The sequence below is a fragment of the Nonomuraea gerenzanensis genome (assembly GCF_020215645.1).
In the GTDB taxonomy this organism is placed as follows: Bacteria; Actinomycetota; Actinomycetes; order Streptosporangiales; family Streptosporangiaceae; genus Nonomuraea; species Nonomuraea gerenzanensis.
Genome location: NZ_CP084058.1, coordinates 8,779,886 through 8,802,704, shown reverse-complemented (window position 1 = coordinate 8,802,704; position 22,819 = coordinate 8,779,886). Strand labels below are relative to the sequence as shown.

General features: G+C 72.7%; 20 protein-coding genes. 5 read left to right on the top strand and 15 right to left on the bottom strand.

Annotated features, from left to right (window positions below):
* Positions 1 to 171: 171 nt before the first annotated feature.
* Positions 172 to 1,053 (top strand): helix-turn-helix domain-containing protein, encoded by an 882-nt coding sequence (locus tag LCN96_RS40900; protein WP_225267776.1) that lies wholly within the window; start codon positions 172 to 174, stop codon positions 1,051 to 1,053.
* A 135-nt stretch (positions 1,054 to 1,188) separates the two neighbouring features.
* Entirely contained in the window at positions 1,189 to 1,422 is a 234-nt protein-coding gene (locus tag LCN96_RS40895) for a DUF397 domain-containing protein (RefSeq protein WP_225267775.1), read from the top strand.
* 47 nt (positions 1,423 to 1,469) lie between these two features.
* Here the strand turns inward: LCN96_RS40895 and LCN96_RS40890 are convergent, their stop codons facing one another.
* The 6 genes from LCN96_RS40890 to LCN96_RS40865 all read right to left on the bottom strand — a co-directional run bounded on the left by LCN96_RS40890 (position 1,470) and on the right by LCN96_RS40865 (position 7,082).
* Entirely contained in the window at positions 1,470 to 2,111 is a 642-nt protein-coding gene (locus tag LCN96_RS40890) for a hypothetical protein (protein WP_225267774.1), read from the bottom strand.
* Between the two features lie 103 nt (positions 2,112 to 2,214).
* On the bottom strand, positions 2,215 to 3,411 hold the full coding sequence (locus tag LCN96_RS40885; protein ID WP_225267773.1) for an esterase-like activity of phytase family protein: 1,197 nt from the start codon (positions 3,409 to 3,411) through the stop codon (positions 2,215 to 2,217).
* Between the two features lie 287 nt (positions 3,412 to 3,698).
* A complete protein-coding gene (locus LCN96_RS40880) occupies positions 3,699 to 4,010 on the bottom strand; it encodes a WhiB family transcriptional regulator (protein ID WP_080036407.1) in 312 nt (103 codons plus the stop codon).
* A 100-nt stretch (positions 4,011 to 4,110) separates the two neighbouring features.
* On the bottom strand, positions 4,111 to 4,980 hold the full coding sequence (locus LCN96_RS40875; RefSeq protein ID WP_225267772.1) for a sucrase ferredoxin: 870 nt from the start codon (positions 4,978 to 4,980) through the stop codon (positions 4,111 to 4,113).
* 103 nt (positions 4,981 to 5,083) lie between these two features.
* Complete coding sequence (locus LCN96_RS40870) at positions 5,084 to 6,580, bottom strand: glycerol-3-phosphate dehydrogenase/oxidase (protein WP_225267771.1); 1,497 nt, start codon at positions 6,578 to 6,580, stop codon at positions 5,084 to 5,086.
* Positions 6,573 to 7,082 (bottom strand): TetR/AcrR family transcriptional regulator, encoded by a 510-nt coding sequence (locus LCN96_RS40865; RefSeq protein ID WP_225267770.1) that lies wholly within the window; start codon positions 7,080 to 7,082, stop codon positions 6,573 to 6,575. The genes LCN96_RS40870 and LCN96_RS40865 overlap by 8 nt, the downstream gene beginning before the upstream one ends.
* Before the next feature lie 31 nt (positions 7,083 to 7,113).
* Between LCN96_RS40865 and LCN96_RS40860 the strand changes: the two genes are divergently transcribed.
* Positions 7,114 to 8,715 (top strand): FAD-binding oxidoreductase, encoded by a 1,602-nt coding sequence (locus LCN96_RS40860; protein WP_225276164.1) that lies wholly within the window; start codon positions 7,114 to 7,116, stop codon positions 8,713 to 8,715.
* Between the two features lie 156 nt (positions 8,716 to 8,871).
* Here the strand turns inward: LCN96_RS40860 and LCN96_RS40855 are convergent, their stop codons facing one another.
* Complete coding sequence (locus LCN96_RS40855; protein ID WP_225267769.1) at positions 8,872 to 9,252, bottom strand: hypothetical protein; 381 nt, start codon at positions 9,250 to 9,252, stop codon at positions 8,872 to 8,874.
* 221 nt (positions 9,253 to 9,473) lie between these two features.
* Here LCN96_RS40855 and LCN96_RS40850 point away from each other — a divergent pair, with 221 nt between their 5' ends.
* Entirely contained in the window at positions 9,474 to 10,916 is a 1,443-nt protein-coding gene (locus LCN96_RS40850; protein WP_404823990.1) for a metallophosphoesterase family protein, read from the top strand.
* 60 nt (positions 10,917 to 10,976) lie between these two features.
* On the top strand, positions 10,977 to 12,545 hold the full coding sequence (locus LCN96_RS40845; protein ID WP_311132049.1) for a bifunctional 3'-5' exonuclease/DNA polymerase: 1,569 nt from the start codon (positions 10,977 to 10,979) through the stop codon (positions 12,543 to 12,545).
* Between the two features lie 53 nt (positions 12,546 to 12,598).
* Here the strand turns inward: LCN96_RS40845 and LCN96_RS40840 are convergent, their stop codons facing one another.
* From LCN96_RS40840 to LCN96_RS40805, 8 genes are all read right to left on the bottom strand, one after another.
* Positions 12,599 to 13,762 carry an MFS transporter gene (locus LCN96_RS40840; protein ID WP_225267768.1) on the bottom strand — a complete coding sequence of 388 codons (1,164 nt, stop codon included), beginning with the start codon at positions 13,760 to 13,762 and terminating at the stop codon, positions 12,599 to 12,601.
* Between the two features lie 182 nt (positions 13,763 to 13,944).
* The gene (locus LCN96_RS40835) at positions 13,945 to 14,868 is read right to left on the bottom strand and encodes an MOSC domain-containing protein (RefSeq protein ID WP_225267767.1); all 924 of its coding nucleotides are present in this window, start codon (positions 14,866 to 14,868) and stop codon (positions 13,945 to 13,947) included.
* Entirely contained in the window at positions 14,865 to 16,064 is a 1,200-nt protein-coding gene (locus tag LCN96_RS40830; RefSeq protein ID WP_225267766.1) for a Cmx/CmrA family chloramphenicol efflux MFS transporter, read from the bottom strand. Before LCN96_RS40830 ends, LCN96_RS40835 begins: the two co-directional genes overlap by 4 nt.
* A 59-nt stretch (positions 16,065 to 16,123) precedes the next feature.
* Positions 16,124 to 16,696: a TetR/AcrR family transcriptional regulator gene (locus LCN96_RS40825; protein WP_225267765.1), complete on the bottom strand. Its 573-nt coding sequence runs from the start codon at positions 16,694 to 16,696 to the stop codon at positions 16,124 to 16,126.
* Between the two features lie 43 nt (positions 16,697 to 16,739).
* On the bottom strand, positions 16,740 to 18,878 hold the full coding sequence (locus LCN96_RS40820; RefSeq protein ID WP_225267764.1) for a serine/threonine-protein kinase: 2,139 nt from the start codon (positions 18,876 to 18,878) through the stop codon (positions 16,740 to 16,742).
* 256 nt (positions 18,879 to 19,134) lie between these two features.
* Positions 19,135 to 20,517 carry a YlbE family protein gene (locus LCN96_RS40815; RefSeq protein WP_225267763.1) on the bottom strand — a complete coding sequence of 461 codons (1,383 nt, stop codon included), beginning with the start codon at positions 20,515 to 20,517 and terminating at the stop codon, positions 19,135 to 19,137.
* 101 nt (positions 20,518 to 20,618) lie between these two features.
* Positions 20,619 to 21,968, bottom strand: a complete 1,350-nt coding sequence (locus LCN96_RS40810; RefSeq protein WP_225267762.1) for an FdrA family protein — start codon at positions 21,966 to 21,968, stop codon at positions 20,619 to 20,621.
* The gene (locus tag LCN96_RS40805) at positions 21,965 to 22,813 is read right to left on the bottom strand and encodes a DUF2877 domain-containing protein (RefSeq protein ID WP_225267761.1); all 849 of its coding nucleotides are present in this window, start codon (positions 22,811 to 22,813) and stop codon (positions 21,965 to 21,967) included. The genes LCN96_RS40810 and LCN96_RS40805 overlap by 4 nt, the downstream gene beginning before the upstream one ends.
* Positions 22,814 to 22,819: the final 6 nt, after the last annotated feature.

The window sequence follows — 22,819 nt, the reverse complement described above, 5'->3', positions numbered from 1 at the left end:
GGCAGCGATGGCGGCTTGCGGCCGAGCGTCGAAAGTCGTCATTCTGGCCCCCGAAGCGCGGTCTGGTGATCCAATGCCCATCTTTACGGGGAGTGCTTACCGATGCAAGACTTTTCGTAGTTTACCGATGCGAATCGCATCTGCACGTGCAGAGGATCTAGGAGCGGTGGCGTGAGCGCACAGAGCACGGAAGGGAAGCTTCTCAGCTACTCGCCGGGCAGCCCGACGGTGCTGCGGATCCTCCTGGGGACGCAACTGCGCAGGCTCCGCACGGAAAAGGGTATCTCGCGCGAGGACGCCGGGTACTCGATTCGCGCATCTCATGCGAAGATCAGCCGATTGGAGCTGGGCCAGGTCAGCTTCAAGCAGCGCGACGTGGCCGACCTGCTCACCCTGTACGGCGTCACCGACCCCGAGGAGCGCGAGCCGCTGCTGGCGCTGGCCAAGCAGGCCAACGCCCCCGGCTGGTGGCACAAGTACGGCGACCTGCTGCCCGCCTGGTTCGAGGTCTACATCGGGCTGGAGGGGGCCGCGGCCGGCATCCGTACCTATGAGAACCAGTTCGTCCCCGGCCTGCTCCAGACGCCCGCCTACGCCAGGGCGGTGATCGAGCTGGCGCACGAGAAGGCGTCCCAGGACGAGCTGGAGCGCAGGGTCGCGTTGCGGATGACCCGGCAGGGGCGGCTGGAGAGCGGCCTGACGCTCTGGGCCGTGATCGACGAAGCCGTGGTGCGCCGCACGCTGGGCAGCCCGGAGATCATGCGCGAGCAGATCGCGCACCTGCTGGAGGTCACGGCCGAGCGCAACATCACCGTGCAGATCATGCCGTTCGACCGCGGTGGTCACGCGGCGGCCGGCGGCAGCTTCAGCATCCTGCGCTTCCCGGAGCGGGAGCTGCCCGACGTCGTCTACATGGAGCAGCTCACCAGCGCCCTCTACCTGGACAAGGCCGCCGATTGCGACCACTACATGGAGGTCATGGACCGGCTGAGCATCCAGGCGGAGGAGCCCAAAGCCACCCGGCGCTTCCTGGAACGGCTTATTTCCGGATGAGCTGCTGATATCCCTGTGATCCACTCCATACGCGGATTTTTGGTCGTCCGCTATATGGAGCACTTCCTGTTGCCGTATTGTCACCTCGCAAACGCGGATGCACGTGCATCCGTAAGATCGCGAGGAGCTGCCCCCATGCACGAGTTCCTGAACGGAACGCCCGCCGGCCGCCTTCCCGTCGTCTGGCGCAAGAGCAAGCGGAGCAACCCCAACGGCAACTGCGTCGAAGTCGCGAACCTGCCCACGGGGGAGATCGCCATGCGTAACTCACGCTTTCCCGAAGGACCGGCGCTGGTCTACACCCAGGCCGAGATCACCGCGTTCGTCCTCGGGGCCAAGGACGGGGAGTTCGACGACCTCATCGTCTGAGGCCCGGCCGGGCGCCGGGTTACGGTCTCGCCGGCGCGGGTTTTCGGTCACGGCTGCGCGTTGTGCCAGCGCCAGCGTGTCAGCTGGGGACGGCCGGGCAGCTCGGCGCGGCCCGTCGCCCACAACAGAGTCGGCCAGGGGGCGGTGTCCCGCGGGGCGTCCGGGAAGAGCCGGGCCAGCACGCGGGCGCACACCCCGGCGGGCGGGTCCCAGGCGAGGCCGAGCCCCGTGGCCAGGTCGTGCACGTGGACGAGGGTCTCCGTGAGGCCCATCGCGGCGGAGGCCGAGGCGTCCGCCGGACCGAAGCCGTGGTGGGCCCGGGCGTGCGGCGGCGCGGTGCGTACCATCGCGGCCAGCAGCGCGCCGCTCGCCTGCAGCACCTGCATCAGGCCCGTGACGCCCGCGGCGCGGTCGGCGTGCACGGCGTTGGCCGGGCCGCCCGGCCTGCGGCTCTCCACCACGAAGGGGACGTCGACGTCCAGCGGTGGGGTCGTGAGGCCGAGCTGCACGGCGTAGGCGAACAGGTCGTCGGCCAGGTGCTCGGCCGTTTCCCAGCAGGTCCAGTCGAGTGAGCCCGCCTTGGCGTCCCAGGCGGGCTCCGGTGCCTGCCGGAGTGTCTCCACGGCCAGGCGGATGATCTCTTCGAGGTCGGCTGCGGCGGCTGCCGGTGAGGTGAACGGTGCTGGCATGGCAGGGACCCTATCGGCGGGCATCCGCCACGCGGATGGCGGCCACCCCGATGGCGAGCGCGCTGACGGCCGCCGTCCCCATGGACGGCGGCCGGTGCAGGCGTCAGCGGTACACGCGCGGGTCGGCCTTGAGGCCGCGGGTCAGCCGTACGGTGATGAACTCGTTGTCGTCCGGCTTGCCGGCGGTGCGTCCGTCGGAGAAGGGGAAGTTGTTGTCGTCGAGCACGCCGAGCGTGCGGTCGTCGAGGATGATCACGTCCTCGATCGTCTGGAACGGGAACCGGAACGTGCCCGGCGCCCCGCCCAGCCCGCGCGGATCGTTGAGGTTCAGCAGGTCGGCGACCAGGGTCTTGTCCAGGGCGCCGTCCCGGTCCCTGTCGCGCTTGTCGGCCAGGTAGATGCGCTTGACCTGGGCGGCGTCGCCCTGGCCGTTGTCCCGCTCGATGATCAGGAACCGGTTCTCGTCGACGGCGATGGCGTCGCCGATCGCGTGCGCCGGGTCCTCCAGCTCGTAGGTCCACCGCCGGTCGGTGTAGGCGCGCTTGCGCAGGTCGAACTCGTACATGCGCAGGGTGCCCGCGGGGTCGCCGCTGACCGTGCCCTCCAGCAGCGGGTACAGATGGCGGCCGGCCACGCCCCTGGCCATGCCCTCGAAGCCCTTGCTGCTCGCCAGGTCGGGCCGGCCGCCGTTCAGGCCGGGGTTCTCGGGGGCCTGGACGCCGGGGAGCGCGACGGGCGCGTCCATGAGACGGCCCCTGTGGTCGAAGTGCAGCAGGAACGGGCCGAACTCGTCGCCGATCCAGTACGTGCCGTCGGTCGAGCGCACGATCGACTCGACGTCGAAGTCCGAGCCGGTCAGCGTGCGGTCCTGGCGGGTCAGGGCCCACGGGACGAACCCGCGCGGGTCGGTCAGGTTGAAGCCGCCGAGCACCTGGACGCCCTTGGACCTGAAGTCCGGCTTGATGCGGTGCACGCGCAGCAGGAAGTCGGCGCTGTTGGCCTTGTTGCCGAAGCCGTTGTCGGACAGCACGTCGTAGGTGCCGTCGTGGCGGCGCGCGATGCCGCTGAAGCCCTGCACGGGCTGGCCGCTGAACGGCGGGGTGACGCCGTTGACGGGGGACGTGCCGAGGAGGGAGCCCGACGGCTCGCTGCCGGGGACGAAGGTCAACGCCGGGAGGGAGGCGAACCCGGTCAGCGTGGCCTGCCCGAAGGAGGGCCGGTCGGGGTCCGCGGCGGCGGGGGCGGCTGTCAGGCCGAGGGCCAGCGCGCCCGCGCTCATCAGGATGGCGATGCGTTTCATGCCGGGCACAGTAGGGCGGCGACATGACACGATCCCGAACGCACGGCAACGGGCGATGACCACCAGATGTCGGACAGGTCGGGAAATGTGGGGATTTACGATGTATGTGCTGACTTCGCCACCGCGGACGGCGCCCGCGGTGCGAAATCACGTGCTGGGGTGGGACCACCCGGGCCTGATCAAGCAGTTGCCCCGACCGGGTTCACCGGAGCCTGGGCCATGAGGTCCAGGCTCCGGCTCATCGGGACAACTGCGTGATCACGCGATGATGGTGATGCTGCCGGGTGTCAGGCGGCGGAGATGCCGGCGCTGGCCGCGCGGCGCATGCGACGGCGACGCTCGCTGGCGCGCTCGTCCTCGTTGAGACCGCCCCACGTGCCGTACTTCTCCGGCCGGGACAGCGCGTAGTCTAGGCACTCGTTGCGGACAGGGCACTGGGCGCAGATCGCCTTGGCCTTCCGCTCTCGTACGTCACGCTCGGGCTGCCGCTCCCCATCGGGGCCGAAGAAGAGCACGAGGTCCTCACCCCGGCACGCGGCATCATCCTGCCAACCCCAGCTGGGGCGCGGGCGGGCGAGCTGCCGACGTACCTGAGACATGAGAAAACCACCTTCGTGAGAGGTATTTCGGTAATTGAGCCGCATTGGACGCTTTTGGCGTCACTGTTCCAACGCAACGTCGGGCCGTGATGTTCCCTAGTCAGGCGAGAGCGGGCGTGGCGTACCGCACAGGCGTGAGCCTGTCCAGCGAAACCAGCCGGTAGGTGGTGATCGTCTCGGCGCAAGCCGTACCACACGGCGCCGAGAACGCCGATGGTTCGATCACAACCTGGAGCCGGACGTCGCCGCAGCGCACAATGGCTTCGGTGACGTCGCCGTCCGTCCTGGAGGATTCCACGGCCACCGCGCCGACGGAGCACTCTCCCGTATGGGCTCGGGCGAAGTGCTCGACGGCCTGCAATGGCTCAGGGATGCCTGCGCGTCCCCGGTAGCGGTCGAGAATGATCTCGCCCGACCGGTACGCGTTAGCCGCTGCCGATGCAGCAGCCTGAGACATGCTGCCGTAGAAAATTCCGTGTGGCAAGCACACGAGGTTGGCGGCGTAGCGATCGCCGCCAACGTGTGACGTTTCCCACACTCTGTCCGGCAAGATTTCGGCCAGGGACCGAGCGAGGGGTAGTCCAATGCGGGCGCAGCACACATTGCGCTTGGCGTGCGTGCAGACCAGAAATACCGGCTCGTCTTCAAGTATGCAGGACTCCGGGACCACTCCGGCCACGAGCGCGTCCAGGTCAAGATCGTCAGGACCTGCGATGACACCCTGCGCTATCCAGGGGTTCTCGCCCGCCGCATAGCCCACTAGCACACGGATCCCCTGCTCCCGTGGGCGGGTCCGCTTGCCGGGACGGCGGATCAGCTGGGGCCTGATACCGCGTTCGAGCGCCCGCCGGACGAGTTTCGAGATTTCCGTAGGAAGTTCGAAGTTCTCCAGGCGGGAGGGCCAGGCTCCGGTGTATTCGACGAGCAGCCACAGCCGGGCTCCCACGGTGGCGCTGGCCAGTGTGGGCATCTCGCCGGTGTGGCATCCCATGGGATGCTCGCAGCCCCTCGCCAACGCTCCCGCCCCTTCCTCGATCTGACTTAGGTAAGACTAACCTAACGGATCGGCGGCTTTACGCGCGGGAGAACCGCTCCAGGACGTCCCGTGTCGCGGGCAGGGCCCGATCCCTGTCGCGCCCGACGAGGCCGATCCTGGTCCGCCGGTCCAGCAGGTCGCCCTCGTCGAGCGCGCCCTCGTGCAGGACCGACCAGAGCAGCTCGCCCTTGGTGAGGCCGAGCCCGACCTCCTCGGGGTGCTCCTTCACGAGCGCGTGCACGGCCCCGGCCTCGGCGCCGTACCGCTCGGCCAGGCGCGCGGGCACCCCGGACGGCCTCGGGCCGGCCCCGACGAGCGGGATGCGCCGTGTACGGCACCGGCGGGCCCGGAGCTTGCCGGACGAGACCGCTCGATCCACCGCGTCCTCGGCCATGCGGCGATATGTCGTCAGCTTGCCCCCCACGACGGTCACGACCCCGCCCTCCGAGAACACCGCGTGCTCCCGCGACAGGTCGGCCGTCCTCCCGTCGGCCGCCAGGAGCGGCCTGAGGCCCGCGTACGCGCCCGCAACCGCCTCCCTGGTCACTGGGACCTCAAGCACCCCGTTCAGCACTCCCAGCAGCGTTCTGACGTCCTCCTCGGGCACTTCGGGAACGTCCGGCACCGGCCCGTCCACCGGCTCGTCGGTCAGACCCACGTAAATCCGCCCATCCGGCTGCGGCAGCACGAGCGCGAACCGGTTGCTCTCGCCGGGGACGGGCACGTGCACGCCCGCGATCAGCCCGGGCAGCGTGCCGGGCTCCAGGACGAGGTGGCTGCCGCGGGAGGGGCGCAGCCGCACCTGGGGGTCCAGCCCGCCGGCCCACACCCCGGCCGCGTTGATCACGACCGTGGCGCGGATGGTGAACTCCTCGCCCGTCAGCTCGTCGCGCACCTGCGCCCCGTGGCCCGTCAGGCGCAGCGCGCGGCAGCGGGTCAGCACGCGGGCCCCGTGCGCGGCGGCGGTCCTGGCGAGGGCCACCACCAGGCGGGCGTCGTCGAGCAGCCGGCCGTCCCACGACAGCAGCGCGCCGCGCAGCCCCTCCGTGCGCAGAATGGGCGCCAGCGTGTGGGCGCGGGCCGCGTTCAGCCGCGTCGGGCCGGGCAGCAGGCGGCGCGGCGTGCGCGTGGCGGCCCGCAGCCCGTCGCCGAGCCGGTAGCCGGTCATCACCAGCGCCGCCTGCCGGCGGGAGACGGCCGGGGTCAGCGGCAGCAGGTACGGGTGTGCCCTGACCAGGTGCGGAGCGGTCCGGCGGAGCAGGATGCCGCGCTCGACCGCGCTCTCGTGCGCCACGCCGACCTGACCCTTCGCCAGGTAGCGCAGGCCGCCGTGCACCATCTTGGAGCTCCATCTGGACGTGCCGAAAGCCAGGTCGTGCGCGTCGATCGCCGCTACGCTCAACCCCCGGGACGCGGCGTCGAGCGCGGCGCCCGCGCCCGTCGCGCCGAGTCCCACCACCAGCACGTCCACCCGCTCCTCCGCGACCCGGCGCAGCTCCCGGGAGCGTCTGGCGGCGTTCAGCGAGCTATCCAAGGTAGGCCTCCAGCAGGGCGGCGAGCTCGGCGTCGAGCTCGTCCAGCGTGACGGGGTCGAGCATGGTCGGGGCGGACAGCAGGAACGACTGGGCCACGAGCAGCACCGCCCTGGCCCTGGCCGGATCGCCGACGACCGGCTCCAGCACCTCCAGGATGGCCTCGTGGCTGGCGCCGCGCCGATCCAGCAGGTACGGCACGAGCAGCTCCGGATCCGCCTCCACGATCTTGCGCCACAACGGGTGCCCCCGCAGCCCCCTGACGCCGGCGACGACGGCGCGTACCGGATCCGACAGGTCCAGCCCCTCGACCACCCGCACCCACTCCCTGGTCATCAGGTCGGCCACCAGCGTGCGCACGTCCGGCCAGCGGCGGTAGATGGTCATCCGCGACACCCCCGCGCGCCGCGCCACGTCCGTGAGCGTCGTCCTGCGCACGCCGTAGGCCAGCACGCAGTCGCGGGCCGCGTCCAGCACGGCCTCATTGTGACGAATCGACGTCATGTGTCACAGTGTAAGCGTGACTGGAGAACCGATGTCGTGGTCGGGCTGGGGAGATCCCGCCAGGGCCCGCGAGCTGCCCGAGCCGGTGCGGGCGCTGCTGCGCGACCTGCTCGGCGTGCGCGCGCCCGGCACGCCCGCCGCCACGCTGGAAGAGGTGGTGCTCCCGGCGGTCACGCTGCCGGAGCCGCTGCTCGGCGCGCTCGCCGGGGTCGTCGGCGCGGAGCACGTGCTGACCGGCCACGAGGCCCGCGTCCGCCACACGCGCGGCAAGTCCACGCCCGACCTGCTGCGCATGCGCGCGGGCGACGGCTCCGCCGCGCCGGACGCCGTGGTGCTGCCCGGCTCGCACGAGGAGGTGGCCGAGCTGCTGGAGCTGTGCTCGCGCGAGCGCGTCGCGGTCGTGCCCTTCGGTGGCGGCACCTCCGTGGTGGGCGGGCTGGCCGCCGACCGCTCGGGCTTCGCCGGGGTGGTCGCGCTCGACCTGCGGCGGCTCGGCCGGCTGCTGTTCGTGGACGAGGAGTCCATGGTGGCCGGGTTCGAGCCGGGGGCGCGGGCGCCCGAGGCCGAGCGGCTGCTCGCCGCGCGCGGGCTGACGCTCGGGCACTTCCCCCAGTCCTTCGAGTACGCCACGCTCGGCGGCTTCGCCGCGGCCCGGTCCAGCGGGCAGGCCTCCGCCGGGTACGGGCGCTTCGACGACCTGGTCGTGGGGCTCACGCTGGCCACGCCGTCGGGCACCCTGGAGCTCGGGCGCGCCCCCAAGTCGGCGGCGGGGCCCGATCTGCGGCAGCTCGTGCTCGGCTCCGAGGGGGCCTTCGGGGTCATCACGTCGTTGCGGCTGCGGGTGCGCAGGGCTCCTGGCGAGCGGCGGTACGAAGGGTGGCGGTTCGCCTCGTTCGCGGAGGGATCGGCCGCTGTGCGGGCGCTCGCCCAGGAAGGGCCGCTGCCGACCGTGCTGCGGCTTTCGGACGAGACCGAGACGATGATCGGCCTGGCCAAGCCGGACGAGATCGGCGCGGGCCCGGGAGGGGCGGGCGGCTCCGGCTCCGGCGGAGCGGGGGGCTCGGGGTGCCTGCTGATCGCCGGTTACGAGGGGGCGCGGGTCGCGAGCCGGCATGCCGCCGCCTCCGCCGTGCTGGCGCGGCTGGGTGGCGAGCCGCTCGGGCCCGAGCCGGGCGAGGCGTGGGAGCACGGCCGCTTCTCCGCCCCCTACCTGCGCGACTCCCTGCTCGCCGCCGGCGCCACCGTCGAGACGCTGGAGACGGCCGGCTTCTGGGCGAACCTGCCGCGCCTGTACGACGCGGTCCGGCTGGCGTTGCTCGGCGCGCTCGGCTCGCCGCTCGTCATGTGCCACATCTCGCACGTGTACGAGACCGGCGCCAGCCTCTACTTCACCGTCGTGACCCCGCAGGACGCCGACCCCGTGGCGCAGTGGGAGCGGGCCAAGACGGCGGTGAGCGCGGCCATCGTGGCGGCGGGCGGCACCATCACGCACCACCACGGCGTGGGCCGCGATCACCTGGACGCGTACGCGAGCGAGATCGGCCCCGTCGGCGCGGGCATCCTGCGGGCGGTCAAGGCCGAACTCGACCCCGCAGGCATCCTCAACCCCGGCGTGCTCGTCCCGCGCGACTGAACCCGCGCATGGCCGCTCCGGGAGCGCGGCCAGCCGGAGAGCGCGGCCAGCCCGAGCAGCTCAGTTTGAGAGCGGGGGCAGTCCGAGGGCGGGCCAGTCCGAGGGCGGGCCAGTCCGAGGGCGGGCCAGTCCGAGAGCGGGCCAGTCCGAGAGCGGTCAGTCGGAGGGCGGGTCGGACGAGGGCCGGAGCCGGTCGGCCTCGGCGAGCGTGGCGGCGGCGTCGCTGTAGCGGTGCAGGGCCTCCTGGGCCTGGGCCAGGCGCCGCAGGGCGACGGACAGCGCGGCGCCGCCGGTCGAGCGGCTCAGCGCCACCGCCTCCTGCGCCAGCGGCAGCGCCTCCACGGCCCGCCCTCGCGCCAGCAGCAGCCTCGCGGTCGTCTGCAGGCACCGGGCGAGCAGCTCGGTGTGCTCGCCGGGCGACTGCGCCACCAGCGCCCGGCTGCGCGCGATCGCCTCGCCGGCGTTGTTGAGCGCCGCGCCCCCGGCCCAGCGCGGCCTGCCGGCCGCCAACGCGAGCAGGCCCTCGATGGCCGCCACCGCGGAAGTGTCTTTGCGTGTCGCGTCGTCCGGGCTGTTACGGGTCATGGGAGCCTCCCGGGCAGTCCCAACCGCTTGCTTGGGGGGTGAGGTTACACCATTGCCCACCTTCTGTGTTCCCAGCGGTACGGAGCGTTCAGGATGCGCAAAGGGTAGATCGCGGTAAAGATGTGGTCATGGTGGAAGTCGCGGCTGAGCGCGGAAAGCAGGTTTCCTCCCGGGTGTCGGAGGAGGGCGCCGGTTGGGCCTGTGTGCAACCGGGCGCGTTTGCCCAGCTCAGACCTAATAAGCAGGGGTTTTCCTGGCTGAATGTGCGGACACTCTGGCTGTCTCGCAACGAGATCCTGGCGGGGTTGTTCGGTGATCCGTCAGGAGAGGTGCGGAAGCGCTGGGTGGAGTCCCAGGAGGCTCGCGGGATTGATCCGGAATTTCGCATCAAACCGTCTCTCGGGAGTCAATTCAGTTTTCTTCTGTTGGGCGATACCGGGGAAGGCGACGCCTCGCAGTACGCCGTTGTTCCGGGCATGGTGAAACTGGGCAAGGACACGTCCTTCGCCATCATCGCCAGCGACGTGATCTATCCGACGGGATCGGGCAACGAGTACGCCGACAAGTTCTTCCGCCCGTACCAGGACTACGACGCTCCCATCTACGCCATCCCCGGCAACCACGACTGGTACGACGGGCTCGGCGGCTTCATGCGGGTCTTCTGCGACGCGCCGCCGCTCAAGCCGAAGCCGGACCGGGGGCTGCGCGGCCTGCTGTGGCGCAAGCCGGAGACCATCGACGAGGCGAAGCTGGCCGAGGCGCGCAAGCTCAGGGGCAGACCGGCGCAGCAGGCGACGCAGCCGGGGCCGTACTGGACGATCGAGAGCGACAGCCTGCTGGTCGTGGGCGTCGACACCGGCATCAGGAACGTGATCGACGAGAAGCAGACCGCGTGGCTGCGCCGGGTCTCGCTCGACCCCCGGCCGAAGATCCTGGTGACCGGCAAGCCGATCTACACCGGCAACAAGTACAAGCCGTCGCCGCTGGAGGGCGGCGGGACGATCGACGACATCGTGCGCGACCCGGCGCACCGCTACGTCGCGGCCATCGGCGGCGACGTGCACAACTACCAGCGCTATCCGGTGCGGGTGGGCGACCGGGTGATCCAGTACATCGTGTCGGGCGGCGGCGGGGCCTTCATGCACGCCACGCACACGATCGAGCGGGTGGACGTCTCCGGCGTGCACGAGGACGCGTTCAAGTGCTACCCGCTGCGCGGCGACTCGCTGTCCTTCTACAGCCAGCTCTACGCCAAGCGGCTGCGGATGAAGTGGCTCTGCCTGACGCCCTCCGAGGCGCTGTGCATCATGTCGGAGCACATCAGGAACGAGCCGGTCAGGAGCCCGACGGGGCCCGTGCGGATCACGCGGCGGATGCGATGGGCGGCGCGGCTGCTCGGCGCCTGGCCGTGGCCGCTGCGGCTGCCGGTGGACAAGGTGTTCCACCGCTTCCTGTCCGAGCTGTCCGACTGGGACACGCCGCCGTTCTTCAAGCAGTTCCTGCACGCCACGGTCACCCCCGAGGAGCTGACCCTGCGCTGCTTCGCGGCCACCGGGTGCCTGGCGCAGGAGCTGGAGCCGCCGGTGGAGGACGAGGTGCGCATCAGCCTCACCTGAGGGAGGCCGGGTGCCAGGCCGTCGTCGATTCTGTCGGGGGCGTTTGGCACCCTTGACCTCGTGTATGTCGTGGTCGCGGGGGAGACGGTGCTGCCGGTCGGTGGCGCGGTGAGCCGTCCCGCCGACCTCGCGGGCGCCGTGCGGGAGCTGGAGGCCGCCGAAGGGCCCCGCTGGGTCTGGGCGGACGCGCGGGAGTCGTACCCGGCGCTGCTGGAGCGGGGCGTGCGGGTGGCGCGCTGCCACGACCTCGCGCTGACGGAGGGCCTGCTGCTCGCGTACGAGGGCCGCTACGGCGAGCCCCGCTCGGCCAGGGCCGCGCACGCCAGGCTGCACGCCCTGCCGGTGCCGGACGAGCAGCCGAGCGCGCCGGGCACGCTGTTCGCGCCCGAGCCGCTCGGCGCGGCGGAGGTCGCCGAGGTGCTGGCCGACCAGCTCGCGCGCATCGCCGCGCTGCCCGAGCCCGGCCGCTTCCGGCTGCTGGTGGCGGCCGAGTCGGCCGGCGCGCTGGTGGCCGCCGAGATGTCGCACGACGGCATGCCGTGGCGCAGGGACGTGCACGACGCGCTGCTCACCGAGCTGCTCGGGCCGCGTCCTGTGCACGGCATGCGCCCGGCCAAGCTGCAGGCGCTGGCCGACGAGGTGGCGGCCGCGTTCGGGCACGCGGTCAACCCCGACTCGGTGCAGCAGCTCGTCAAGGCGTTCAAGGGCGCCGGGGTGGCGCTGAAGACGACCAGGCAGTGGGAGCTCAAGCAGATCGACCATCCGGCGGTGGCGCCGCTGCTGGCCTACAAGGAGCTGGCCCGGCTGTTCAGCGCCCACGGGTGGTTGTGGGCCGACCAGTGGGTGCGCGGCGGGCGGTTCAGGCCCGAGTACGTGGTGGGCGGCGTCGTGTCAGGGCGGTGGGCCACCAACGGGGGCGGCGCGCTGCAGATCCCCAAGGTCATGCGGCGGGTCGTGGTGGCCGACGACGGCTGGCTGCTGATCGTCGCCGACGCGGCCCAGCTGGAGCCGCGGGTGCTGGCGGCGATGGCCGGCGACGTGGGGCTGGCCAGGGCCGCGGGGGAGATCGACCTGTACTCCGCGCTGGCGCAGTCGTTCGGCGGCGAGCGCGGCAACGCCAAGATCGCGATGCTGTCCGCCATGTACGGCGGCACCAGCGGCGACGCCTCCAAGCTGCTGGCCGTGATGCGGCAGCGCTTCCCGAAGGCCTACCAGTTCGTCGAGGACGCGGCCAAGGCGGGGGAGGAGGGGCGGATCGTGCGGTCCTGGCTCGGCCGCACCAGCCCGCCCCCGTCGGCGCGGTGGAAGGAGCTGGTGTCGGGGCCGGAGGGCGGGCGCGCGGCCAGGGACCGGGGGCGGTTCACCCGCAACTTCGTGGTGCAGGGCACGGCGGCCGAGTGGGCGCTGGCGCTGCTGGCCGTGCTGCGGGGGCGGCTGCCGGAGCCGGCGCGGCTGGTGTTCTTCCAGCACGACGAGGTGATGGTGCACTGCCCGGCCGAGCTGGCCGAGGAGGTGATCGCGGCGGTGGCGGCCGCGGCGGCGGAGGCCAGCCGGTTGCTGTTCGGCGCGACCCCGGTGCGGTTCCCGATGGAGGCGGTGGCGGTCAAGTCCTACGCCGACGCCAAATGAGGCGGGCCGCCAGGGCGCGGCGCCGGGGCAGGGCGGTGGCGGCTGGGGCGGTGTCAGGAGGTGCGGCGCCAGACGGCGGTCAGCCAGAGGCCGGCCAGGGCGACCATGACGCCGACCACCAGCCCGAGCATGCCGTAGCCGAGCAGCCCCACGATCGCGCCCGCGACGATCGTGCCGGTGGCGCCGCAGACGTTCATCAGCAGGTCCGACAGCCCCTGCACGGCGGGGCGGCGCTCGATCGGCACCGACTCGGTGACCAGCGCGGAGCCGGCCACCAGGCCGCACGACCAGCCCAGGCCGAGCAGCACCAGCGCCGCGGTCACCTGCCACACCCGGTGCCCGGCCGTGCCCGCCAGGGCGGCGGCGGCGAGCAGCAGAGCAGAGCCGAGCACCAGCACCGGCACCTTGCCCGCCTTGTCGGCCAGCCAGCCCACGACCGGCGAGAGCACGTACATGCCGGCGATGTGCAGGCTGATCACGATGCCGATGACGTCCAGGTTCGAGCCGTCGTGGTGCAGCTTGACCGGGGTCATCGACATGACCGAGACCATCGCCGTGTGGCTGACGGCGATCATGACGAGGGCGCGGCGGGCCATCGGGGTGCTGCGCAGGGTCTGCCAGGCGGTGCGGATCGTGCGGTTGCGTCCCGACTCCTCCACCGGTGCGCCCGCGCGGGCGAGGGTGAGCGGGTCGGGCCGGAGGAAGACGAGGATGACGACCACCGCGAGGGCGAAGGCCAGGGCGGCGAACGCGAACGGCCCCGCCTTCTCCACCAGCCCGAGGCTCCTGCCGATGCGGTCGGCGGGCTCGGCCAGGTTCGGGCCGGCCACCGAGCCGATGGTCGAGGCCCAGACGACCAGCGACAGGTGGCGGGCCGAGCGGTCCTTCGGCGACAGGTCGGTCGCGGAGTAGCGGGCGGCCAGGCTGCCCGCGCTGCCGCCGCCCACCAGCACCAGGCCGGCGAGCAGCAGCGGCCACGTGCGCAGGCTGATGGCCAGCGCCGAGACGACGCAGCCCACCAGCGCCGCCGTGTACGCCAGGGAGAGCCCCGCCCGGCGCCCGCCCCGGCCCGACGCCTTGGCGGTCGGCAGGGCCAGCAGCGCCGCGCCGAGCACGGTGGCCGTGCCAGCGAAGCCGCTGATGACCGTCGAGCGTGACAGCTCGTCCACCACGACGGAGCTGAGCGCCAGGCCGACGGCCACGCCGACACCGCCCACGATCTGCGCCGCCGAGAGGACCGCCAGAGTTCTGCGTTGAACGCGCTGAATCCGGTCAGAGGGCGAGACAGCGGGCTTTGTGGGGGCACTGGTCACCCGTGAAGTCTCGCATAACCGCTAACAGTGCCCCAAAGAGGACGGTGATCCTGTTTATCGGGAAATAAGGATTTTCGTCGTGATCCTTAGAGCACGATGACGGGATCTCCTTGCGCGATGCGACCGTAGGTGCCGGGAATCAGGTCGGGGATCAGGTTGACGCCGAACCACACCTTGCCGTCACGCTTGCGATGACGGGCGAGCGTCCTGAGCGGCTCCTTGCCCTTGCGATAGGTCGTGGTGTCGACCGTGGTGAGCACGCAGCGATCGCAACCCTTGGTCACGCGGAACTCCACCTCGCCGATGCGTACGCGCTTCCACTCGTCCTCGGCGAACGGCTCCGCCACGCCGTCGATCACCACGTTCGGCCGGAACCTGCGCATCGGCAGCGCCCGCGGCTCCTCGCCGAGCTCCAGCGCGGTGTCGGCGATCCAGTCGTTGAGTCGGGCGAGCGAGGCGGTCGTGGTGAGCAGCAGCGGGAAGGCGTCGGCCAGGCTCACCCGGTCGTCCGGGCGGCCGTACAGGGGGTTGACCGGGCGGCGGGTGGGGTCGTCGAGCCACTTGAGCCGCACGGGGCGCTCCGCCAGCGCGCTCAGCCACTCGGCCGCCTCGTCGCCGCAGTCCGTGAGCCGCACCTCCGCGGCGGGCAGGCGCACGGTGGACACGGCGGACACGGCGGACACGGCGGACACGGCGGACGCGGCGGGCATGGTGGACGTGGCGGACGCGGCGGGCATGGTGGACGTGGCGGACGCGGCGGGCATGGTGGACGTGGGGGTCACCGTGAGCGGCTCGGCGTGCGGGCCGGTCAGTGTGAGCGTGCCGGCGTCGAGCACGGGCACGCAGGCCAGCAGGCGCGGCACCACGCGGGCGGTGAGCACCGCGCCGCTCTCGTCGGCGATGAGGTAGCGGCGATCGCCCGCCAGCCCCCAGGGCTGGACCTCGGCCTCGGTGACCTCGTGCCCTGAGGTGGACTTGACGGGATAGTAGGAGATACTCGCCAATCTCATACGGCAGACCGTATCTCACGGGTTTCGGCCGGTTGCCCGGCGATCGTGCTCCTGCGGTGCAGGCTCGCGCCGAGCGCCACGGCGGCCAGGCCGGCCACGCCGATCGCGGCGCCGATCCAGGCGACGGAGGCGTAGCCGAGGCCCGCGCCGATGGCCAGGCCGCCCGCCCACGGGCCGGCGGTGATGCCGGCGTTGAACGAGGCCACGTTCATGCCGGCGGCCAGCGTGGGGGCGTTCGCGGCGAGGGCGAAGGGGCGGGCGTTCAGCGCGGGGTTGGCGCCGAAGCCGAACGCGCCGAGCAGGAAGATCAGCGGGACGGCGAGCAGGGCCACGGACGCGGACGCGGCCAGCGCCGCCGAGGTCAGGACGAGGCCGGTGACACCCGCGTACAGCAGCGGGTAGGGCCGCGCGTCGGCGATCCGCCCGCCGATGGTGATGCCGATGAGGGCGCCCACGCCGTACAGGCCGAGCACGGCAGGCACCCAGGCGGGGTCCAGGCCGGTGACGTCGGTCAGCAGCGGGCTGAGGTAGCTGAAGGTCGACAGCAGCGCGCCGGTGGTCAGCGCGGTGGTGCCGTAGGCGAGCCAGAGCGCGGGCCTGGCCAGCGCGCGCAGCTCGTCGGACACGCGGGGCGTGACGGCGCCGTCGGGCCGGCCGCCGGGGATGGTGGCGAACACGCCGATGCCGGCCAGCGCCGACAGGCCGGCGACCGCCCAGAACGCCGCCCGCCAGCCGAGGTGCTGCCCGATCACCGTGCCCGCGGACAGGCCGATGACGGTGGCCACGGTGAGCCCGCCGGCCAGCACGCTCATCGCCTTGGCGCGGGCGTTCGCGGGCACCAGGCCGATCGCGGTGGTGGCCGCCACGGCCCAGAACCCGGCGTAGACGAAGGCGCCGACCACGCGGGTGGCGAACAGCACGCCGTAGCTCGACGTCAGCGCGCCCGCGACGTGTGTCAGGGCGAACAGCGCCAGGAACGCCAGCAGCACCGTACGACGCGGCCACCGCAACGTCACGACGGCCAGCACCGGCGCGCCCACCAGCATCCCGATCGCGAACGCCGAGATCAGCAGCCCCACGTCGGGCACCGAGACGCCGAGGTCGCGCGCCATCTCGGGCAGCAGCCCGGCCAGCATCAGCTCGGAGGTGCCCTGAGCGAAGATCGAGAGCCCCAGGATGTAGACCGCCAACGGCATGGCGGACTCCCTTCCGGATAGTTTTGGATTGATCAGTTCAAAATGATGGCACGAAAAAGTCAGTAGACGGCCAGCGCGGTGTTCGCGATCGACTCGAGCGTGGCGCGGTCGGCCCCGCCACGGGCCGCCACGCGCAGGCCGCTGACCGTCGCGGCGAGGAAACGGGCCAGGGCCAGCGGGTCCCGCCCGGCGTCGAGCTCGCCGCGGGCGCGGGCGGCCTCAAGCGCGGCCCTGACGATCTGGACCCGCTTGTCGTTGTCGCGGCGCAGCACCTCCGCGATCTCCGCGTCGCGCGGGCCCAGCTCGACCAGGGAGTTGACCACCAGGCAGCCGGCCGGGTCGTCGGGGTCGGGCTCGACCGCCCACCACAGCACGGTCCTGACCTTCTCCTTGATCGGCAGCTCGCCCTCCATCAGCTCGGAGAGCCGGGCGTTGCGCTCGTCCATGTAGTGCCGCAGTGATCGCTCGAACAGGTCGCGCTTGCTCGCGAACGTGTTGTAGATGCTGCTGCGCCCCAGGCCCGTGGCGGCGCACAGGTCCTGGGTCGAGGTGGCCTCGTAGCCCGCGTCCCAGAACGCGCGCATTGCCGCCTCGACCGCCCGGTCCTCCTCGAACTTCCTCGGTCGCGCCATGGCAGGCACGTTACCCGTTTTGGAACGGTCAGTGCAATACGGTTCAGGTGGCCTGCCTGAACGTGTCGAAGAAGAACTTGCGGCTGTCGGCCTGGTCGTCCCACTTCAGCTCGGGCAGATCGATCGTGATCTTGAAGGCGGCGGTGTCCATGGAGACGTACCTGGTCAGGGCGTGCATGGGGACACCGTTGGCGGTGGTGTAGGTGTACTCCCAGTCGGCGGCCTGCCAGTCGCGGTAGTCGACGCGCTGGAGCTGCACCTGGATGTAGCTCTCCATGCCGCCGTCGGCCTCCAGCCGGCTCAGCTCCGACAGCCCGCCGTCGGCCTGCGGGGCGGCCCGCTCGACCAGGATCCGCATGCCCGAGTCCTTCGGGCCGCTGAACGTGGCCACGCCGCCCGACGTGGCGAGCTTCCAGTCCACCGGCACGGCGGCCGAGAACCCGGGGCCCGTGTGCTCCTGGTACCCCTCGGGGATGATCGACGGCTCGGAGGCGTCGTCGGTCGTGGCGCTTTCCGAGACGGTGGCCGAGGCGGGGATCGGCGTCTGTGAGGAGCCGCCCGTCAGGACGATCCACAGGGCGCCCGCCACGACGGCCACGGCCACCAGGGAGCTGATGATCGTCAGCGCGGTGGGGCGGCCGTCGCGGATCCAGGGGCCGTCCTCGTCCTCCACCCGGCGCCGGCTCTTGCCCGTGCGCGGACCGCCGCCGGGCAGGGTGGCCAGGCGGCTGCGGGAGATGTCGTGCGACAGGTCGCGCGACTGCTCGCGCAGGTCGTCGGGCGAGGCCAGCGGCCACGGGGTGGCGGCGGACGACGTCCGGCTGTCCGTGGTCAGCGGCAGGATCGGCTGCGGGTGCGGGCCGCTCGGGTCGTCCAGGTCGTCGAGATCGCGTCCAAGCCGGGGGCCGGGCGGCGCGCCGAACGGCGGGCGCGGGCCCGCCTGCACGTTGTACGGGCCGGAGCTGCTGCTCAGGGAGTCGTAGGGGCCGGAGCTGCTGCCCAGGGAGTCGTAGGGGCCGGAGCTGCTGCTCAAGGAGTCGTAGGGGCCCGAGCTGCTGCTCAGCGAGTCGTAGCCGCCCGAAGAACTCGCCAGTGAGTCGTAGCCGCCCGAGGAGCCGGCCGGCGAGTCGTAGGTGCCGCGTTGCTGCGGCTGAGGAGCGCGCGGCAGCGGCGGGAGCTGGTCGGTGCGGTGGCTGCCCGACGGGCTCGTCATGCCCTCGTAGGGCATCGCGTGGCCGCCGGACGGGCTGTTCAGCGGGTCGTACGGCACCCGCACCGGACCGGACGGGGTCTCCACGATGCGCGAGGGCATCGGCCCCGACGGGGTGTCCAGCGGCGGCAGCAGCCCGGCGGGGGTCGGGTCGGCCTGGCTGGGCAGCGTCTCGGGGGCGCGCGGCCTGGGGGAGCCGTGGGCGCGCAGCACCGCCTCCAGCATCTCGATGACCTGGGGCGCGGTGAGCCGCTCCGCCGGGTTCTTGCGCAGCAGGCCCTCGATGACCGGCATGAGCGAGCCGGCCCGCTGCGGCCTGATCGGGTCCTGGGTGAGCACCGAGCCGAGCACCGCCACCGGGTCGGGCCCCTCGTACGGCGGCCGGCCCTCGACGGCGGCGTACAGCGTCGCGCCGAACGACCACAGGTCGGCCGCCTGCGTGATCGGCTGGCCCGACAGGCGCTCCGGCGGGATGTACGCCGGCGAGCCCATGAGCAGCCCCGTCTGGGTGATCGTGACGTCACCCTCGATGGCCGCGATGCCGAAGTCGGTCAGCACCACCCGGTCCTGGGTGAGCAGCACGTTGCCCGGCTTGATGTCGCGGTGCAGGATGCCGGCCGCGTGCGCGACCATGAGCGCGTCGAGCACCCGGATGCCGATCTCGGCCGCCTGGATCACCGGGAGCGGCCCGCTCTGGCGTACGGCCTGCTCCAGCGACCACGCCCGGACCAGCTCCATCACGATCCAGGGCCGGCCGTCCTCCTCCACCACGTCGTGCACGGTCACGATGCCCGGGTGCGTCAGCCTCGCGGCCGAGCGGGCCTCGCGCAGCATGCGCCGATGCGCCACCTGCTTGCCCGCGTGGTCCAGGCCGTAGGGCAGGATCAGCTCCTTGACGGCCACGTCCCTGTCGAGCAGCACGTCGTGGGCGTGCCACACCATGCCCATGCCGCCCCTGCCGACGGGCGACATCAGTCGGTAGCGCCTGCCGATCAGCCGGCCCTGGCTCTGCGGAGCGCCCCCCGTGGCCCCTCCCTCTGAGCCGGGTCCGCTGAGCAAGCGGTCGCCTGCCATGTTCCCGCCCCCATCTCGCCTCATCCGTCACGTGCGTTCTTCACGCTACTTGCAGATTATGAGGTTCGTTACGATATCGGCGGCGAATCCGCATGGGAAGGCGATGCTGTCTTACATCGCCGCTGACGTGGCGATATGTCGGCATTAAAATGGATCACTTACTCTCTGCGGCAAGGGCCAGCAACGCGCTGGTGAAGGCTTCGGTAGGGGGGGTGACCAGGCCCGCGCCGACCTGACCCGTCCCCGCGACGCGTCCCGCGATGCCCGTGTTGACCACGGGGAGCAAACCCGTCCGCGCCACCAGAGTGACGTCGATGCCGACCGGGGTGCCGCGGAAACCGAGGCCGGGGATCTGGTAGACGGGGTGCTCGGCCAGCGTGATCTCGTACATGGAGCGGGTCGCCCGCACCGCGTCGGCCACCTCCCCGCCCACGAACCGCACGATCGCCGGCGACGCCGCCATCGCGAAGCCGCCCAGGCCCGACGTCTCCGTGATCGTGGAGTCGCCGATGTCGGGGTTGGCGTCCTGCGGGCCGTACGAGCCGAGGTAGAGCCCGTCCGGCACCCCGGCGGGGCCCGTGAACCAGCGCCCGCCCAGCCCCGAGACCTGCACGCCGAAGTCCGTGCCGTTCCTGGCCATCGCGACGACCAGCGACGAGCCCGGCACGTCGCGGGCGGCGTCCGTGGCCGCCTTGGCGGCGGCCATCCCGACGTTGAGGAAGAAGTGGTCGTTGCCGTTGACGAAGCGCAGCACCTCGGCCGCCGCGCCCGGCGCCGCCTCCACCACGGCGGGGGCCAGCTCGCGCAGCAGCAGCGAGGTGGCGGCGCGGTTGCGGTTGTGCAGCTCGTCGCCCATCTGCAGGGCCTGCGCGATCAGCGAGCGCAGATCGATCGGGCCCGTACGTTCCAGCGTCGCCGCCAGCGCGGGGCCGAGCACCCGGTCCATCCAGCGCAGCCGGTCGAGGACCTCCGGGCCGTACGCGCCGTACCTGAGCACCTTGCCCAGGCCCTCGTTCAGCGAGCAGTACGCGGTGCCGCCGTGCTCGTCGTCGCGTACCTCGAACAGCCACATGGACGGGCTCACCACGCCCGCCATCGGGCCCACGGCCGCGTTCTCGTGGCAGGGGCGCAGCGCGACCGCGCCCGCCGCCAGCCTGCCGGCGGCCTCGTGCTCGTCGGCGGCCCTGCCCTCCAGGAGCATCGCGCCGATCAGCGCGCCGCGCATCGGGCCGGAGGCGCGCTCCCACGTGATGGGCGGGCCCGCGTGCAGGAACGTGTCCGCGTCGAGCAGCTCGGCGGCCCGGCGCACGCCCACCAGGTGCGGGCGGGCCGAGGTCAGCCTGCGCACGGCCAGCGCGTTGGCCTCCTGTCGGCGCGGGTCGCTCAGCACCCTGGCCAGGGCGTCGGCGGTGCCGGGCAGGGGCGGGCGCCAGGCCACCGGGGCCGTGGCGACGGCCTGCGCGTGCAGCGCCTCGTCGAGCAGGCCCGCGCCGACGGTGATGACGCGCGGGGCTGAGGTCAGCAGGCTGCTGGTCACGGCGACTCCTGGCACGTCGGACGGGACTCCTGGCGCGCTGGACGGGACTCCTGGCGCGTCACCGCAGGCTCCCGGCATGGCCGACCCCGGCTCCTGGCGCGTCACACCAGGCTCCTGGCGTGGCGGGCGGCCTGGGCGTTGGAGGTGAAGACCGACGCGCCCGCCTCGCGGAAGGCCGCCGCCTGGCGGTGCAGGTCCTGAGGGTCGCCCTCGGTGCCGATCAGGGCGATGACGACCGTGGCGGGAGTGGCGGCGACGGCGGGGGCGAGCGAGGCGGCCGGGTCGGGGTCGGCGCCGTGGCCGAGGACCACGTCCATGAGCACCACGTCCCGCTCCCCGGTGCGGGCGAGCGCCTCCACCCGCAGCGTCGGGTCGATCACCGGATGGGCCCTGCCCCGGGTGTAGGCGTCGTCGCCGTAGTCCACGAAGTCGCCCTGACCGGCGAGCAGCGCGGCCTCGGTGCTGAGCGTGCCGCCCGAGTACAGGCCCTTGACGCGCTTGGGCGCCGGGCGCGTGCCCGGCGGCGCGAGCCAGGACGGCCATTCGGGGACGGGCTTGCCGAGAGCAAGCAACGCCTGCTCGGCGGCCTGCGTGAGATCGCCCGTGGACGTGCCCAGCAGGGCCACCACCACGGGGGTGCGCAGCGGCTGCCCCAGCACGGCCCGTGCCACCTCCGGCGCGGGCGGCTTGGAGACCAGCACGATCAGCTCGGTGGCCGGATCCTCGTCCAGCATGCGCAGCGCCCGCCGCGCCGACAGGCCGCCCACCTCGGCGGACAGGTCCCTGCCGCCCACCCCGAGCACGTGGCTCACCCCGGCGCCCGCCCAGTCGAGCAGGCACGTCACCTGCTGCGCCCCCGTGCCCGACGCGGCCACCACGCCGACAGGGCCGGGCGTCAGGACGTTGGCGAAGCCGAGCCCGGCGCCGCCGATCGCGGCGGTGCCGCAGTCGGGGCCCATCACCAGCACGCCCCTGGCCTCGGCCAGCTCCTTCAACCGCCGTTCGCGCTCCACGGTGACGCCGTCGCTGAAGATCATGACGGGCAGGCCGGCCTCGACGGCGTCCAGGGCCTCGAAGTAGGCGTACTCGCCGGGGGTGGAGACGAGCACGAGATCGGCGGGGCCGCGGGCGGCGGCCGAGCGGGTGGTCAGCGGCGGCTGCTCCTCGGGGGCGGCGCGCGGCCTGTCCACCTCGGTGAGCAGGCGCTCCGCCTCGCCGGCCGCCGCGTCGGTGTCCCGCGCGCGTACGGCGATCAGCAGGTCTCCCGGGTCGGACTCGGGGACGGGGAAGCCCATCTCGCGCAGGATCGAGACGTTGAGGTCCGTCGCCATGGCGACCATGGCCGCGGCCACGCCGGGCAGCTCCGACAGCGCCCGGCTGACCCGCATGAGCGTGACCGAGTCGTGGTAGGCCCCCCGCCGTACCAGCACCGCCTGCGGCAGGCCGGTCATCGCGCCCCGCTCAGCGAGCGGACGGCGGCCACGCCGATGGCGATGCCCTGCGCCAGGTCGGTGCCCGAGGTGTGACCGAGCCGGTGCAGCCGGCGCAGGGCCGGTTCGGTCGGCGAGCCGCCCGCCACGGCGCGCAGCACGGCGGTCACCTCGGGGCTGGCCTCGCCCCTGGCCGCGCAGTGCAGGAGCGTGGCCGAGAGGGGCGTCGTACGCGTGCGCGCGTCGAACGTCACGGTCGCCGCCAGCCAGTCGGCCAGCCAGACCGCCCGGTCGCACGCCGCCGCCGCGCCCAGGTGCCGCAACGTCACCAGCAGCCCGGCCAGCACGTCGTCACCGCTCGGCGTCAGCCCGGGCCCCAGCCCCACGAGCTGCTCCGCCGCCGTCACCGCCCCCAGCAGCCAGCCCTTGGCGCAGCTGCTCGCCAGCATGTCCACCGCGCCGTTGCCCGCAAGGCCGGCGCCGGGCGGATCCTTCGGCAGGTCGTCCTCCAGGCGGGCCGGGTCGATCCGGCCCAGCGGCGGCGCGGGATCCCACCAGCGGCGCACGCTCAGGCTCAGCGGGCCCAGCTCGATCGTCCGGTCGCCCACCGAGGCGTCGTCACCGACGGTGAGGTGCGGCAGCGGGCCGGACAGCAGCACGGAGTTCGGCAGCCGGGTGGCCTCGCCCGTGATGACGGCGATCACCGAAGGCTCCAGGTCGGTCCTGACCTCCAGGTACACGCCCGCGGGGAACGCGGCCAGCACGCGGGCGGGCCGGCGCTGGGACTCGAGGACGGGACGGACCGCGGTGCTGGCCGCGCCCGTGACGTGGACGCGGGTACGCCGCGCGGATGTACTGACGGTCACCGGACC